We start from the raw sequence: 16,329 nt of genomic DNA, 5'->3' as shown, positions 1-16,329 counted from the left end.
GATACAGATAAGCTGCTGCATTAATTTAACGGGTATGAAATATACTGACAAAAATTCCTCAACTTTATAGTTACATTTATTTTGCAAAATTTAAACAAGCAAAGAATATGAAAGCAGATTTCTTGCCGCAAACAAACCCATTGGAATCTTTAGATGAATGGGAAGATGATTTACTTACCCGCTATCCAGATCCTGAAACAATCGTACAGAACAAAACAGTAGAAGAATACCGCGATTACGAAAATACTACCAGGGATACGGTGAAAGAATTCTATAAACTTAATCATACATACCAGACGTATGACTTTGTGATGCAGAAACGTAACGATTACCTGAAGTTTGATAAAAAGAAAATGCCGGTATGGAGTGCATTTGAATTCCTCAATCAACTCGTTGATGATTCCGATCCAGATACAGACCTCGATCAGTTTCAGCACTTGTTACAAACATCAGAAGCCATACGCAGAGATGGTCATCCCGACTGGATGGTAGCAGTTGGTTTGATTCATGATCTTGGTAAAGTATTGTGTTTATTTGGTGAGCCACAATGGGCAGTTGTTGGTGATACATTCCCTGTTGGTTGCGCATACTCCGATAAGGTTGTCTATCCTGAGTTCTTTAGTCTCAATTCTGATTATAATAACGAAGTGTATAGCACCAAAAACGGTGTTTACGAAGAAGGTTGCGGATTGCGTAATGTAACAATGAGTTGGGGCCACGATGAATATATTTACCATATAGCAAAAGAGCGTATTCCTGAAGAAGGTTTGTATATGCTGCGCTATCATTCATTTTACGCATGGCACCGCGAAGGTGCATATGATCATTTATTAGATGATCATGATCGTGCAATGCTAAAATGGGTAAAGCTGTTTAATCCTTATGATCTCTATTCAAAGAATCCAACGCCGCCAAACTGGACTGAATTGAAACCATATTACGAAGATTTGGTAGCAAAATATTTGCCTGCTGAAATAAGATTTTGATTTTGTTATAAGCTGTGGTGCATAAGGCATCGCAGGTTGTGTCACTCACTTCATCGTTCGGAATTTTGCTGAGCAATGAACAAGGAGTACAAGAGTGCGACGCAACAAAAGTTTAATAATTATTCTTTGATTGGTCCAAAGAAAATTCATAAAACAAAAAAGGCTGTCTCGCAAAAGAGATAGCCTTTTTAAATTTTGATAGTGATATTATTTTTTCAAATGATGAAAGTTAGAACCTGCCCAATAAGAAACAGGTTGTCGTTTTAATAATATCAATAACGCTTTCTTTATTTTATGAATGAATAACTTTTTCATGATTTATGTTTTTGTGAAGAATAGTTTTTACTGTTGTTGTAATTGGCTGTTCTGTTATTGCCAGCAACTCAACAGGCTGCTCTTTTCTTTTTCGGTAGCCGATACCAATACAAAACAGAAGACCAATAAATGCAAGACCAGCACCTGCATATTCAGGAGAAGTATATCCAAAGCCTGCAGCTATCGGTAAACCACCAAGAAATGCACCAAGTGCATTACCCATATTAGCGCTGGCCTGTAATGCAGCAGAGGCAAGCATTTCAGAACCTCTGGCCGCATTGATCATAAGCATTTGCATAGGCGCAATTACGGCGAATGCAATAGCGCCTGTAATGAATGTCATCAATATTGCTGTTGGTTGAAATGAAGATACCAATGCAACAATGATAAGTGCAACGATCATTGTAAGCAACAATGTGCCAGTTGTTTTGAGTGGTGAAAAGCGGTCTGCAAAACGACCACCAATAAAATTACCAACAGCCATACCAAGACCAGCAATGATCATAATAACTGTAACCATATTACTGTTGAAGCCAGCAACTTCTGTCATCAACGGGGCTATATAACTGATCCATGCAAAGAGACCGCCTGTACCAATTGCAGAGATGCCAATGATGAGCCATAGCTCTGATTTGCCAAATACTTTTATGCTGTCGCGAAAACTATTTTCTGAAGCTGCTTTTACATTGGGCATCCATTTTTTAATGCTACCTGCTGCTATCAATGCAACTGCTGCAATGATGAAGAATGAAAGTCTCCAGCTAAGATTGTGACCAATATAAGTTCCCAATGGCACACCGATAATATTTGCAATCGTTAATCCTGCAAACATTACAGATACAGCTCTTGCTTCTCTACCTGGTTCTGCAAGTTTACTTGCAACTACTGCACCCATTCCAAAGAAAGCGCCATGTGGTAAACCAGCAAAAAATCTTGCTACCATTAATAGTTCGTAGTTTGGTGCTAATGCAAACAGCGCATTAAATACACAGAACATCAGCATTAAGGTCATCAATACTTTTTTAGGCGCAAACTTTCCAGATAATGCGACCAATAATGGTGCACCTATTACAACACCCAATGCATAAATAGATATTAAATGCCCCGCAGTGGGTATAGATACCTGTAATGATTTTGCTACATCAGGTAATACACCCATCATCATAAATTCCGTCATACCAATAGCAAACCCGCCAATGGTAAGTGTAAGTAAACTTGGTTTTATCGAAGAGAGAAATCCTTTTTTGTTCATACTTATTTATTTGATTTAACAGTGACCAGTTTAAACTGCTTACTGTTTATTGAATGCTTGCAGTAATTTTTATACGGCAAGTTTTATTTCATCTTCAGCAACTGCAGTTAATGCACCCTTTTTTGAAGCAGGTATATAGGCTGGTCCTTCCGGTGTGTAAGACTCATTCATTAATATTGAGTCCATAACATAATCTGCTGTTGTGCGGTTACAACAAACAATAATGTTGTGGCTGATAGCGAGTTCCAGCAACTTTCTTATATCACTGTTGTTGAAAGAATCTTTCATTGCATCACTGAAAAAAATGAGTGCATCAATTTTTCCTTCTTCAATCATTGTAGCAAGTTGTGTGTATCCGCCAACTGCACCACTCAATATTTTTTGTACAGGTACATCTACAGTGCCTTCTATAATATCGGCAGTAGTGCCTGTTGCAATCAACTGGTGTTTTGCCAATGCTTCTCTTTTGAAATAAGACCATTCTATCAGCTCAGTTTTTTTATGCTCCTGCGCTGTGATGGCTATTCGTTTTACTGTTGTCATATTTCCTTTTTCCATAGTATCTTATTTAAAAAATGCCTGCACCATAAGTGCAGGCAATCGTTTTTTTATAATATTTTTTTCAAATACTGCTTTACTTATATTCACAGTATTGGTTTAAATTTTTCTGCCTTTATTCTTTGGTACCCGGCAGTGGTATTTTATGTCATCGCCTGTTGCGTCGCACGCTTGTACTATATATCTCTGCTGAGCTACTTTATGAACGTACAAGTGAGTGACACAACAATGTTTAATAGCGATCTATAAACTGATTACAAAATTTTTATATTACTCTTACATATTTTCCTGCTTCCAGTACTTCGCCCACAATATCCATGTCCGCATCATGCGGCGAGGAAACAATTACTAGATCAATTAATGCATCATTGATGATTGATCTGGTATCGTTTACTATTTCTGCCTGCGGGTATTGGTCCTTTACTTCTTTTTCGGATATATTGTTATTGAGGTAAACCTTTTTTATGTTGTAGCCATTTAGTTTGCTTGTTTCTGACATTTGTAAAACCGGTCCATGGTCCCTGCATTCTATCAATCCCACATTTTTATACTTGTCCATATACTTCAGTTTTTTAGTTATTTGATGATGCAAATATATGCATTATTTGTTTAAACGTTTAAACAGATTCAACTATTGTGCCAAATGCCTGACTCTATTGAATACTGCAGAGTTGACAGACCTGATTTTAGATATGTTAGTCTTTATAAACACGTGATTTACAGCTATTATATCTTTTATTTTAAAGCATATTGTTTAAACGTTTAAATTTGTATTACCATCTTACAATGGATTCTTGCTATGAAAAGGAAAGTATCGTTAAAAGATATAGCTCAAAAAGTGGGTGTTTCTATAGCACTTGTTTCTTATGTGTTGAATAATAAGAAGGAGGGAAGGATAAACAAAGAGGTTGCTACAAAAATAAGGGATACAGCAAAGGCATTAAACTACAGAACTAACCAGATTGCAAAAAGCCTTAAGACGAACAGAACTTTTACCATCGGACTTATTGTGTCAGATATTGCAAACCCCTTTTCATCTTCACTGGCACGTATTATAGAAGATGAAGCTGACAAAAACGGATATACGGTGATCTTTGGAAGTTCTGATGAAGACGCGCAAAAATCTCAAAAGCTGATAGATACATTTATTAACCGGCAAGTGGATGGTTTAATAATTGCACCGGTCGATAATTCTATTGAACAGATCAAATATCTTGAGCAGGAAGGTATTCCTTTTGTGTTGGTTGACCGTTACTTCCCTGAATTGAAAACAAGCTATGTTACTATAGATAATTTTAAAGCGGCCCATGAAGCAACCACTTATCTGCTGAATTCTTTTTACAAAAAAATTGGGTTAATTACCTATCAAAGCAAGCTGCATAATCTTGTTGAAAGGAAGAATGGATATCTCTCTGCATTAAAACAACATCATATAGAAATAAAAAAAAACTGGATACGGGAGGTTTGTTACAACAATGCAAGAGAAGGTGTTGAGAAAGCCATGAGTAGTTTGTTATTAATGAAAGAACCTGTGGATGCAATTTTGTTTGCATCGAATGCACTTACTACGGACGGCTTAAGGTATATAAACAACCATAACATAAAAATTCCTGAAGAGCTTGGCATTGTAAGCTTTGATGAAAGCGATGCATTAGATCTTTTTCGTCCTGCACTTACTTATATAAAGCAGCCCCTGCACGAAATGGGACAAACCGCTACAAAAATTTTACTGGAAAATATTAACAGGAACAATAAGATATCTCAAATAAAAATGGATGGTGAATTAATTATCAGAAAATCTGCACTTCCTGTTGCCATGCATGTTTAATAATTTTACTTCCAGGCGTTTCTTATAAACCGCAGCCAGTTGCTATGCATTATGTTTTCAATATCCGCTTTGCTGTAACCCCTTGCCTTAAACAGGTCAGGTAATTTCTGCAGGTCTGCAATAGTTTCAAGATCATAAGGGCATTGCTCTTTGCCAAATGCGCCATCAAGGTCTGTACCTATACCAACATGTAAACTGTTTCCTGCAAGCTGGCAGATATGGTCAATATGATCTATCATTTTTTCAAGGTTGCATTGCATATTCTCAGGAGTTGAGCTATTTCTTTTCCAGCCGGGTACCATCATCCATGCGTCGAGGGCTGCACCAATTACTGCACCTTTTGCTACCAATGCATTGATCATCTCATCACTAAACTGCCTGTTATGATCTACCAGGGCACGACAATTATTATGGCTTGCCCAAATATGGCCGTTAAATATTTCCATGGCATCCCAGAATGCATCATCGCATAAATGTGTTGCATCAAGAATGATATTGAGCTTTTCCATTTCCTTCAATAAGGTTTTACCTTGCTCGTTCAAATGGCCTGTTGCATCTGTTCCATTTGAATAACGGCCGGGGCCATAATGTGCAGGGCCTATTGCACGCAATCCATAGTGATACGCAACATATAAATTTTCCAATGTAACCAGAGAATCCGCGCCTTCCAGGCTTAATATATAGCCGATTGGTTTTTTTTCATTTAATGTATCGTTTAACCATATTGAAATGTGTTGCTCCAACATGGTGAGATCTTTTATCATGATCATCTCACCATCCGCTTCCATTGCTTTATACCATGCAAGCTGCGCTTGCGTTTGGGCCCATGCCTGTTGTGGTGAATGCCAGCCTGGTAAAGGGTTTTCAGGTGCTACATATCTTGCTATTTGTGTTGCTACCACAAGCCCGATATTTCCTTTACGTAATTCAGGAAAAGCAACAGTGCCTTTTGCCCTGTCTGGTTTATCTGTCAATCCTTTTTCGCGTTTGCGGATATCAAAAACAGAAGAACGCAGATCACGGTTCCATTCCATAGCGTTCATGCTCAGGTCTAAATGTGCGTCTATAATAAACATGATGATAAATTATTTTGTTGCTATTATTTCAAAAAGTACAAGTGAGTGACACAACAGGCGATGACATGAAATGCCACAGCCGGTAACAAAAAAATATTTTCAGCGAATGATTCTTCCGGATGTTCCGTTCTGTATAAACTGTTCAACTTCTTCTTTTGTTATGATCGCCCAATCGCCGGCAATGCTTTGTTTAAGTGCACCACAGCCCGTTGCAAATGTGATGATCGTTTGCGGGTCTAAAGAATGAATAATGCCATACAACATTCCTGCAGTAAATGCATCTCCGCTACCAATCTGATCTGTAATAAATGGCAATTGAAAATCATCCGTAAAATAATATTGACCTTTATACATTAATGCGCCGGAGTAATGATGCGTTAAGCCTGTTGCTCTCCGAAAGCTCATAGCCAATGATTGCATGCGCGGCATTTTCTGCAGCAGTGCTGCTGCACATTGTTTGAATTGCTCTTGTGTGCTTGCCTGCTTATCTGTTGTAATGCCATAATAAACAAATGCAGCATCAAGATCGGCCACAACTATTTCACTGTTTTGTAAAAGACCGGGCATTATTTCATTTGGTTGCTTACCATATTTCCATAATGTAGAGCGATGATTAAAGTCAGCAGAAATAGTAACACCATTTTCATGTGCAGCCTGTAATGCCTCTGCACAAACATCTGCAGCTCCCTGCGACACAGCAGCGGCAATACCGGACCAATGAAAATATTGAACGCCTTTTAAAATATTTTTCCAATCGATCATACCCGGTTGCAGGGTTGCATACGATGAGCCGGCACGATCATATATAACACGCGAAGACCGCATTGCATTCCCTGCTTCTGTGAAATAAATGCCAAGTTTATCGCCGCCATACACAATGTTTTCTGCGCCTACTGCATGACTACGTAATTGTTGCAACGCAGCCAATGCAATATCGTTCGCAGGCATACGCGTTACAAAATCTGCGTTTACGCCAAGCCGTGAGAGCAGCACACATACATTCGCTTCGGCACCGCCATAATAAGTATCATAACTGGTTGATTGCAGGAAACGCTTGCCGGCGTTGCATTGCAGCCTCAGCATCAGTTCGCCGAATGCTATAAGTTGCGGCTTATTGGTATTCACTGTTGCCATAAAATTTATTCAAGGAGCCTTGAAGTTATGCAACAGGATGTCATGATATAAATTTTTTTTATGGGCCTGACTTTTGTATTTTATGTCATCGCCTGTTGCGTCGCACTCTTGTGCAATAGAATTATATATCAATAGCTGTGCAATATTTATGTATTAAATTGCCAGCTGAAAAAATAGTTGACCATCATGGAAACAGAAGCATATGTTATCAGTAAAATAAAAGAGCAGGCTGTGATGCCGTTATTCTATCATAGTGATGCTACGACATGTGTCAACATTACAAAAGCATTGTATGATGCGGGTATAAGATTGATCGAATTCACCAACCGCGGTGCAGAGGCATTGCATAATTTCAAAACATTGATCGCAGAAAGAAATGCAAATATGCCGGGACTTTTGCTTGGAGCAGGTACTATAAAAACAGATAACGCAGCGAATGATTTTATAGAAGCCGGTGCAGACTTTTTAGTAAGTCCCGTTTTTGACAGCAGTGTATGCGATACGGCTTATATGCAGAAAATTCTATGGATACCGGGTTGCATGACACCCACTGAAATACATGCAGCAGAACAGGCCGGTTGTAAACTGGTAAAATTATTCCCGGGCCAGTTATTGCAGCCTGCTTTTGTAAGTGCTGTAAAGGAATTATTCCCTGGTATGTTATTTATGCCAACAGGCGGCGTAGAAGCGACTGACACAAATTTAAAAGCATGGTTCGCTGCGGGTGTTTGCGCAGTAGGTATGGGCAGTAAACTTATTTCAAATGAAATGCTCTCGTCAAATAATACTGAACTTTTGAAAGAAAAAACAACTGAGTTATTAAAGTTGTTGATTAAAATAAAAAAACAGTAAGCTGTACGACTTACTGTTTTTTACAGAACAAGATCATTTTACTTCTGCCATTTATTAGCCAATACTTTTATAAAATATCCACCTACAACACTTCTTGCCTGGAAGCCAACCTGTTTACCGTCTGTTGTTTCGTGCCAATCGCTTAAAGGAACACGTGTTGGTGTTTCTGTTGCATATTTGTATAAAGGATCAATGAATGCTTTAAAATCTTTTTGATTGTCTGCAAGTGTTGCGGTCCACATGATCCAGTCAGATTTTGTGTAAGTCTTCCTGCTATCGAGTGGTAAACCAAAAGTGTTTTGTTTAGTTAAATAATAAGCAATTTCTTTTTCATAAACCTCTTTGGGAAAAAGATCAAGCCCAAGCAATTTATCCCAAACCATATTGTATTTCTGGCTCCAGGTATTTTTATTATCAAAAGTAAGTGAGTAATGATCTCCTGCATCTGCAAGCTGCATCCATTTTGTAGCCATTTCTTTTGCAACAGCATTATATTTTACGGCAGTATCTTTTTCGCCGATCATATCAGCCATCATTGCATAAGCGCCGACACCGCAAATTGCTTTTACTGCGAGGTTTGCATTGCGTGCAAGATGACCCGCAAAATCATCTGTGCATAATTGATTGGCTGGGTCAAGACCTTCTTTCACAAGAAAATCAACCCATGTGCTTAATGTTTTCCAATGCTTTTTTGCATAATCAGCATTGCCTTCAGCTTTTACAATAGCTCCTGTAAGACAAACCATATTACCACATTCTTCAACAGGCATGTCTTCTCCGTATGTTTGCCCATTTGCTAAAGGATATGTACCAAGATCATGCGCAGCAAAAGGTTTCGTCCATTTACCACTTTCACTGTAATAGAAAATTCCATTCAACATCCCCTTTAGTAGTTCAGGATTATAAGCAAGGTATAAAGGCGCCGATGGATAAGTTACATCAACTGTATTAATAGAACCGTTGCTGAAATTTTCTTTTGACAAAAATAAAATTTCTCCCTGTGGACTTTTTAAAACTTTATGTGCAGAGATCGATTGCCTGTATGCCATTACACAAAGTTTTGCATAAGTTTCGCCGCCGGCTTTTATCGCATCATCATAAATCATTTTATCAGTTGCTTCGCATTTCTGAAGTATAGAAGAATAATTAGTCGCAGCGTTTGATAATTCCTTTTCAATATTTGCTGATGCATCTTCTTTCCACCATGCTTTTAAATTCTGTTGAAAGTATTGTATTGCATCGATATCATCATATGCAAGCATAATAACTTTTTCTGCTGCATCATTTATCTTGCCAAAAGGGATGATGGTATTTAACCACAAGCTTTTGCCCGTTGTAAGATTGACCTTAGCTGGAGTAAAAGCTGTAACCGGAGATATCGATGCACTTATTGTTTGTACAGCATTCAAAGATTTTGGAACACTTACATACACATATCCCCAGTCAATACGCAGATCATCTCCTTTCTTTTTGAGAATAGCTTGTTCTGTGGTTCCTGCTTTTAAAATGTTCAGATCACCTGAAGTATAATTCTTTGCAGTTACGGTTTGCGAAGGAACATTCACTGCAAGATCAGTTGATGTGCCAAAATAGACCTGTGCATCATGCGCTTTGCCGTCATTCGATTTTAGGTTGAATGAAATGTAAGAAACAGGTTTTGATAATTGATCAATATCTGTAATGATCAAAGGATTGATAAACGAAAGATCGACATTTATTGCACCACATGTAAATGAATATTTTGTTTGTGTTGCAGTAACATCAACAGAATTTTGAACTGCGTCTATTACACTTTTTGCTGCAGCAATCTTTGGTTCATCTGCAAAACCTGCATCAAGCCATGAATTGCCAACAGTATTTTTACAATGCATTGCAAGAACATTATTTCCCTTTTTCAATCTGCTTTTTACTGCGTCATCCATTAAAAAATTTTCCAGTTTTCCATTCCAGCAATTGCAATTATATATTTCCGTTCCATTAAGATAAACTTCTACATCTTCATCGTGACGGATCTGTAAAAAGAGTTTATTTATGTTTACACCATTCAAAGTAAAATTTCTTCTAACCCAAATGTCACCGATTGTCCAGTTTGTTTTTGCAGTTTCATCATTACCAAAAGGCGCTTGTGTTGTCTTCCATTTGCTATCGTCAAAATCCGCGCTCATCCAGCCTTCTGCAGGTCTTTCAGAAACATATTTTACGCTGTAACCTTTTTCTTCTCCTGTTGCAAGAACAGTTTTTAGTGGCGCAGATTCTTTACCAATGAACCTGTAAATATTCCCATCTACTTTTATAAATCCAAGCAATGGCTGTTCAGCGCCCGTCCAATGTTTTGTTGGAGATTCCGTTAGCTTGTCTGTAAATGACCACACGCTAAAATACGGATCGTGAGATATTAATGGATAAGCAGGTGCTTTATTTACCTGCGCAAAAATCTGTTGAGAAAAAATTAAACAACCGAATGTTTTTGTAAGTGTTTTGAAATTCATTTTATATTTTTTTGTGGTCAGCTTTTTGTTCTTTGGTCATCGCCTGTTGTGTCACTCACTTCATCGTTCTGATCATTAATGAACAAAGCGTACAAGAGTGCGACGCAACGATGCTAAATACTTATTCAAATGTTGGGCTCATAAAAATTTTTATTCAATTATTTCTTTCCTGTTAAAGATTTGATGAGTTTTATTTCATCTTCGCTGTAAGGCGTTCCATCTTTACGGAATATATCATGAAACCAAACTTTTGGCTCGCTTCCATCAGGCATTGGCGTGTCCCATGCATAAATGGTATTTGTTTTGCCAGACACAAAACCCCAGTTGATAGCACCAACATTATTTTGTTTGAGCAGCGGCATGATGTTGGCAAAACGGCTGCCACGTGTACGCGCCATATACTCCGTGCAGATCATCGGGCGACCATATTTTTTCAATGAATCGATAACCATTGCATGTTCTTTCTCATCGCTGTAATTGTGATACGTGATAACATCTGAATTCTTTAACTGGAAAGTGTTTAATTCTGTAAGATCCGGTGCCCAAACACCAGACGATAAGGGCTGATCAGGATTTATTTGCCTGCCCCATGAAAATACTTTTGCAAGCAAAGGAAGGCTCTTGCTTTTATAGTTGCTATTTCCTGGTTCGTTGTAAACATCCCACAACAAAATGCGTTTATCATTTTTGAAAGTTGTAAGAATATCTTTTACATATTTCTCAAGCGTAACAATTGCTTCAGGATCTATATCTGAAAGTAATTTCCCCGGATCCTGTACCCAGCCTGAGTTGTGGACACCTGGCTTTGGGTCTCTTTGCTTGCCTGCTGCATAGTTTGCATCCCAACAATCATCAAAAAAAACAAAGATTGTTTTGATGTGATGTTTATCTGCAATAGCAAGATATTCATTCACTCTTTGTTTGAATCCATCAGGATCTATTTCCCATGCAAGGTGATGAAGAAAGACGCGCATAGCATTTAAACCAATGCCTGCTGCATAACCCAATTCACGATCGATGGTTGTGGGATCGAAGGTTTCCTGCTGCCACATCTCCAGTTGATTGATGGCGGTGCTTGGAATAAAATTACATCCGCGAATCCAACCTTGTTTACTATACCATTCATTTGCTTTTTCCTTACTCCATACTGCACGTTCTTTTTGCGCATTTATTTTTGAGAACAATAAAAAAAATGTCAGGGCAAGTAACATCGTTGATTTCTTCATGATCGTTTCTATTAGTTTGTTTCAAGTTTCATTTTATGTTGTTGTGTTTTGCTGCATAAAGATCCATCAGTACAAGTGTGCGACGCAACGATGCTTAATATTTATTCAGTTGCGTGGTCAAAGAAACAAATAACTTTTACTTTACCACAGGGAATGATGATATTCTTAACCTTGCTGCACCCATTGGTATTAAAGTTATGTCTGTTTCTTTTGTGGTAACTGCCACAGGACTTTGTGGTAATGTATCGCACAAACCATATTTATCTAATGTCCACTCAGGAATTAATTTACCTTTTGCTTTTAACATGATGGGCACATCATTTTGTGTAAAAGGAAAATTATTTGCGGGCCATGCTTTCTTTATTATTTCAAATTGCTGATCGAGTGGTTGATCATTAAGCGTCAAACCATAATTCCACATGGAGGCTGGATAAATTTCATAAGCCGGCCATTTACTTTGATCTGCATTTGCCTGCCATTTAGAATCCCATGCAACTGCTTGCTTACTGTCTATAAGTTTGTATACTTCATCTATTTTCAAAGAGAAAGTAAGCGGCCCATAATTTACACTTGCACTGTTTTTATTTTTATCCCATATGCGAACCGTTACATGCATAGGGAAAAATATTTCGATTTTGTCTCCTGTTTTCCATTTTCTTTCAACGCGCACATATGAACCTGCCCCTGGCGTAATATCAACGTGTTGGCCATTTATTTTTATTGAAGCACCGGTACACCAACCCGGAATACGCATGTACAAAGGAAATTCAACAGCATTTGCATCGGTAATGTTGATGGTTATGTTTTCGTCGAAAGGGTAATTGGTAGTTTGCTTTAAGCTAACCTCTTTATTATTGCCAACTTTTGCAGTTACTTCACTACTGTTGTATAAAATTGCTGCAAGACCGTTATCAGGTGTTGCCATCCAAAGATGTTCTGCATAATACGGCCAACCTTGTGAATGATTATGCTGACAACAGCGGCTGCTAAAAGGATTCATCATTAAGAATGGTCTTTCATTTTGTATGCCGGGTGAATGATTCTTGCTATCACTGATAACCATATTGGGCGCAGTAAGATAACGAAGCCCTTTAAAGTCAGGCATTACTGCAGCAGGATAAGTATTGAAAGCAACATCCTCGCAATTATCTGCCCACATTGGATCTCCGGTGATGCCTATTAATAATTCATCTGATGCCATTTGCTCCACCATGCCGCATGTTTCAACAGCCTGGCGGGGATCATCATAACCTTTCCGTGCATTTTCATCTGCGCCAAACATGCCACCGGGCACCTGTCCGTAAATATTTCTTATGAGATGAAAATCTGTATAAGTTGCATTTAGAAAACTACTATCTTTTGACTGCAAAAAATAAGTTGCGGGTTCACGAAAGCATTGCGCAACATTTACATTGTGCCAGTTGGGAAGATTATTTTGTTGAGTCCAGTCTGCTGTGTTATTGTGAATTTTATTGGCAAGATCAAGCAACCATTTTTCACCCGTACGATTGTACAACCAGTAAATGCTATATAAATTATCTCCACCGCGGCTGTTCTCCCAATAGGTTTGTAATAATTTATTATCCGGAACTGTTGTTTGCCATTTAAAATATTTTGTCATGAACGGAATAACACGAGGATCATTGCTGTATTCATAATAAGATTGCATTGTCCATAACATGATCATGTTTGGCCACAGGTCTGTATAATCATTTTGTTTAAAGGTCGGCCCAAAATAACCGTTGGGCTGCTGGCTTTGAAAAACTTTATCGAGCCATGCTTTTGTTTCAGCAATTATTTTTTCATCATGCAATTCATAACCAAGATCGCCGTAACCTTTTAGCCAATATGGAACTTCTTCCCAGCCATGATCTCCTTTGCCCGTGCCACTAAACCATGCATTGTCATTCTTGTCGAGCCATGCACTTATTTCACCAAGATGGCCCGTTAATCCATCTCTTTGTAATTCTAAATATTTCAAGATCCAGCCTTCTGCTTTAATGCTTCCAGCAGGCAATTTTATAAATTGGTCTGGCTGCAACGGTGCTTTGTTAGAAATATAGAATTTATTAGTGGACTTAATTGTAATTCTTTTTACAACAGTTACTGATTCATCGATCGGTTTTCCCCAATTAATGAATAGTAAACTTGTTATAATGCAGATTCCTGCAATGATGAAACTTTTTATTTTGAAATAGCTACGCATTGTGACGAGTTATGTTTGCTGATTGTTTCAGTGACGAAAAGTAGCGAAAGTATTTGCTTTTGGAAAATGGTTCTGCTTTTTTATTTTACAAGCTTTCGTATTTTATGGCATCGCTTGTTGTGTCACTCACTTGTACGTTCGGAGCCATATTTAACAAGCCCAGTGATTTATAATTATCGATAATATTTAGATGAGCTTTTAATGCATGGAGGCCTTGCATATATTGGTAAGATCAATCTTACTCAATGATTGAACGGATTGCGGCCAACAGGTGAACTTGTTGCTAGGTAATAAAACAAAAAAGACCGTTGATTTACAACAGTCTTCCTTTAGTTGTGATCCCGTTGGGACTCGAACCCAAGACCCATACATTAAAAGTGTATTGCTCTACCAACTGAGCTACGGAATCTCCTATTGCTTTACAGCACCCCTTTTGTTTTGGGAGTGCAAAAATAGGTTAAAACATCAATCGCCCAAATTTTTAAACTGTTTTTTTCCTGCAGGCGATAAGTACGTAAATACACTTTCATAAAAGTATCATGTATGTATTGCAGATGAACGTAATGCGACGCAACGAAGACGCCATATGGTTTGCAGTTGGATACCAAAAAAATTCTTTACAGAGAAAATGTGAAAATCGTAAAAGCATTTTCAGTCATTGTATTAACAGTTACTTTTGTGCATATATATTTTATATGTCATTCTTCAATAATAAAGTTGTTGTTGTTACAGGTGGTTCTGATGGAATTGGTAAAGCACTGGTGGACGCATTATTGCAGCAAGGTGCAAAAGTGGCGACCTGTGCTAGAAATTTAGATAAGCTTTACGAGCTTGGTAAAACGCATGCAGGGAAAGCTTTGTTTACTTCTGCAACGGATGTGAGCAACGAAAATGAATGCAAACTTTTTTTGGAAGATGTTGTAAAAACCTACGGTACTGTTGATATTCTCATTAATAATGCCGGTATTTCTATGCGTGCATTGTTTACAGATACCTCGCTTGATACGATGCATAAAGTGATGGACATTAATTTTTGGGGTACCGTTTATTGTACCAAGTATGCATTGCCATATATACTTAAACAAAAAGGTACGGTAGCTGCAGTTTCTTCCATTGCAGGTTTTCGTGGTTTGCCGGGGCGTACAGGATATTCTGCCTCTAAATTTGCAATGAATGGCTTTATGGAAGCATTGCGCACTGAGTTGCTCGAAACAGGTGTTAATGTAATGTGGGTTTGCCCGGGTTTTACTGCATCCAATATTCGAAATGCTGCATTAACAAAAGATGGAACACCACAAGGTGCATCACCCCTTGATGAAGGAAGTTTAATGACGGCAGAAGAATGTGCCACACATATTTTGCACGCAATTGAGAAAAGAAAAAGAACACTTATTTTTTCATCTGGCGATAAACGCACGGTACTATTCAATAAATTCATTCCTGCATTAACAGATAAATTTGTACGCAAATTCTTTTTTAAAAACGGTGAGTTAATAAAGTAAATGTTTCATATTTGCTGATTACGCATGCCTGTAATAACTTTTTCCAGCGATATTGGCCTTAATGATTACCTGGTTGGCGCCATAAAAGGCCAGCTTATTTCTGCTATACCCGATTGCACTATTGCTGATATCTCTCATCAACTTTCTCCTTATGATTATCAGCAGGCAGCCTATGTTTGCGGCAATGCGTTTAAATATTTCCCGGCAGATACTTTTCATCTTATCATGGTGAATTTTTTTGAAAAGCCACTTAAATATTTATTGCTGGCAGAATATGGAGATCAGTATATTATTTGTCCTGATAATGGTATGCTTACAATGATAACCCGCACCAGGCCTGAAAACATAAATGCAATAGATATTGGGGATGCTGTTTCGTTGCTTGATTGTACAAAAGTTATTGCAGCATGTATCCATAAAATGATCACAGGTGCAAAGCTTACCAATGTTTCTTCTATAACAGAGATAGACGAAAAATATCCTATGCGTTCTGCTGTCGGAAATGATTGGATAGACAGCCAGATCATCTATATAGACAACTTTGAAAATGTTGTTTTAAATCTTACCAAAGAAGAATTTGAAGAAATCCGGCGTAACCGAAAATTCAAAATTGTATTGATGCGCAACAGCGAATTCATTACAAAGATCAGCGATCATTATGCTTCTGTACAACCCGGTGAAAACCTTGCATTCTTTAATGCTGCGGGTTATTTGGAGATTGCAATCAATAAAGGAAATGTAGCGGGTTTATTTGGTCTGCAGAAATATGCAAATACTTCCAACATGCAGAACCGTTTGTTATATCAAACCGTGCGGATAACCTTTGAATAATTTTTTTGCGGGCTTTCTATTCTTTACTCATAGCTTGTTGTGTCACTCACTTGTACGCTTTGAACTTTGCGCAG

General features: G+C 38.0%; 13 protein-coding genes and 1 tRNA gene. 5 read left to right on the top strand and 9 right to left on the bottom strand.

The annotated features are described in order from the left end of the window. Positions 1-107 precede the first annotated feature (107 nt). A complete protein-coding gene (locus FRZ67_RS08205) occupies positions 108-986 on the top strand; it encodes an inositol oxygenase family protein (RefSeq protein ID WP_147189083.1) in 879 nt (292 codons plus the stop codon). 292 nt (positions 987-1,278) lie between these two features. Here FRZ67_RS08205 and FRZ67_RS08200 read toward each other — a convergent pair whose 3' ends face one another. The 3 genes from FRZ67_RS08200 to FRZ67_RS08190 form a co-directional block, all read right to left on the bottom strand. Further along, the gene (locus FRZ67_RS08200; RefSeq protein WP_225975545.1) at positions 1,279-2,553 is read right to left on the bottom strand and encodes an MFS transporter; all 1,275 of its coding nucleotides are present in this window, start codon (positions 2,551-2,553) and stop codon (positions 1,279-1,281) included. 69 nt (positions 2,554-2,622) lie between these two features. Then, a complete protein-coding gene (locus tag FRZ67_RS08195; RefSeq protein ID WP_147189082.1) occupies positions 2,623-3,111 on the bottom strand; it encodes a methylglyoxal synthase in 489 nt (162 codons plus the stop codon). Between the two features lie 265 nt (positions 3,112-3,376). Then, entirely contained in the window at positions 3,377-3,670 is a 294-nt protein-coding gene (locus tag FRZ67_RS08190; RefSeq protein ID WP_147189081.1) for a Gfo/Idh/MocA family oxidoreductase, read from the bottom strand. 240 nt (positions 3,671-3,910) lie between these two features. Between FRZ67_RS08190 and FRZ67_RS08185 the strand changes: the two genes are divergently transcribed. Further along, positions 3,911-4,939, top strand: coding sequence for a LacI family DNA-binding transcriptional regulator (locus tag FRZ67_RS08185; RefSeq protein ID WP_147189080.1), 1,029 nt, complete (start codon positions 3,911-3,913; stop codon positions 4,937-4,939). Between the two features lie 5 nt (positions 4,940-4,944). On the opposite strand, the gene FRZ67_RS08180 is transcribed toward FRZ67_RS08185, so the two are convergent. Both FRZ67_RS08180 and FRZ67_RS08175 read right to left on the bottom strand, forming a co-directional pair. Then, on the bottom strand, positions 4,945-6,015 hold the full coding sequence (locus tag FRZ67_RS08180) for a dipeptidase (RefSeq protein WP_147189079.1): 1,071 nt from the start codon (positions 6,013-6,015) through the stop codon (positions 4,945-4,947). A 99-nt stretch (positions 6,016-6,114) separates the two neighbouring features. Further along, positions 6,115-7,149: a sugar kinase gene (locus tag FRZ67_RS08175; protein WP_147189078.1), complete on the bottom strand. Its 1,035-nt coding sequence runs from the start codon at positions 7,147-7,149 to the stop codon at positions 6,115-6,117. 186 nt (positions 7,150-7,335) lie between these two features. On the opposite strand from FRZ67_RS08175, the gene FRZ67_RS08170 reads away from it, so the two are divergent. After that, positions 7,336-8,001: a beta/alpha barrel domain-containing protein gene (locus FRZ67_RS08170; RefSeq protein WP_147189077.1), complete on the top strand. Its 666-nt coding sequence runs from the start codon at positions 7,336-7,338 to the stop codon at positions 7,999-8,001. A 38-nt stretch (positions 8,002-8,039) separates the two neighbouring features. Here the strand turns inward: FRZ67_RS08170 and FRZ67_RS08165 are convergent, their stop codons facing one another. The 4 genes from FRZ67_RS08165 to FRZ67_RS08150 all read right to left on the bottom strand — a co-directional run bounded on the left by FRZ67_RS08165 (position 8,040) and on the right by FRZ67_RS08150 (position 14,331). Beyond that, entirely contained in the window at positions 8,040-10,490 is a 2,451-nt protein-coding gene (locus tag FRZ67_RS08165) for a glutaminase family protein (RefSeq protein ID WP_147189076.1), read from the bottom strand. Positions 10,491-10,648: 158 nt separating this feature from the next. After that, a complete protein-coding gene (locus tag FRZ67_RS08160; RefSeq protein WP_192903904.1) occupies positions 10,649-11,716 on the bottom strand; it encodes a glycoside hydrolase 5 family protein in 1,068 nt (355 codons plus the stop codon). A gap of 136 nt (positions 11,717-11,852) precedes the next feature. After that, positions 11,853-13,922 carry a beta-L-arabinofuranosidase domain-containing protein gene (locus tag FRZ67_RS08155; protein WP_147189075.1) on the bottom strand — a complete coding sequence of 690 codons (2,070 nt, stop codon included), beginning with the start codon at positions 13,920-13,922 and terminating at the stop codon, positions 11,853-11,855. A 336-nt stretch (positions 13,923-14,258) separates the two neighbouring features. Next, positions 14,259-14,331: transfer RNA gene (locus tag FRZ67_RS08150), tRNA-Lys, on the bottom strand. Positions 14,332-14,617: 286 nt separating this feature from the next. Between FRZ67_RS08150 and FRZ67_RS08145 the strand changes: the two genes are divergently transcribed. After that, positions 14,618-15,424 (top strand): SDR family oxidoreductase, encoded by an 807-nt coding sequence (locus FRZ67_RS08145; protein ID WP_147189074.1) that lies wholly within the window; start codon positions 14,618-14,620, stop codon positions 15,422-15,424. A 24-nt stretch (positions 15,425-15,448) separates the two neighbouring features. Beyond that, the gene (locus tag FRZ67_RS08140) at positions 15,449-16,255 is read left to right on the top strand and encodes an SAM hydrolase/SAM-dependent halogenase family protein (RefSeq protein WP_147189073.1); all 807 of its coding nucleotides are present in this window, start codon (positions 15,449-15,451) and stop codon (positions 16,253-16,255) included. Positions 16,256-16,329: the final 74 nt, after the last annotated feature.

The sequence above is a fragment of the Panacibacter ginsenosidivorans genome (assembly GCF_007971225.1).
Taxonomy (GTDB): domain Bacteria; phylum Bacteroidota; class Bacteroidia; order Chitinophagales; family Chitinophagaceae; genus Panacibacter; species Panacibacter ginsenosidivorans.
The sequence above is the reverse complement of the archived record's forward strand: the minus strand, read 5'-3'. Positions and strand labels throughout refer to the sequence as shown.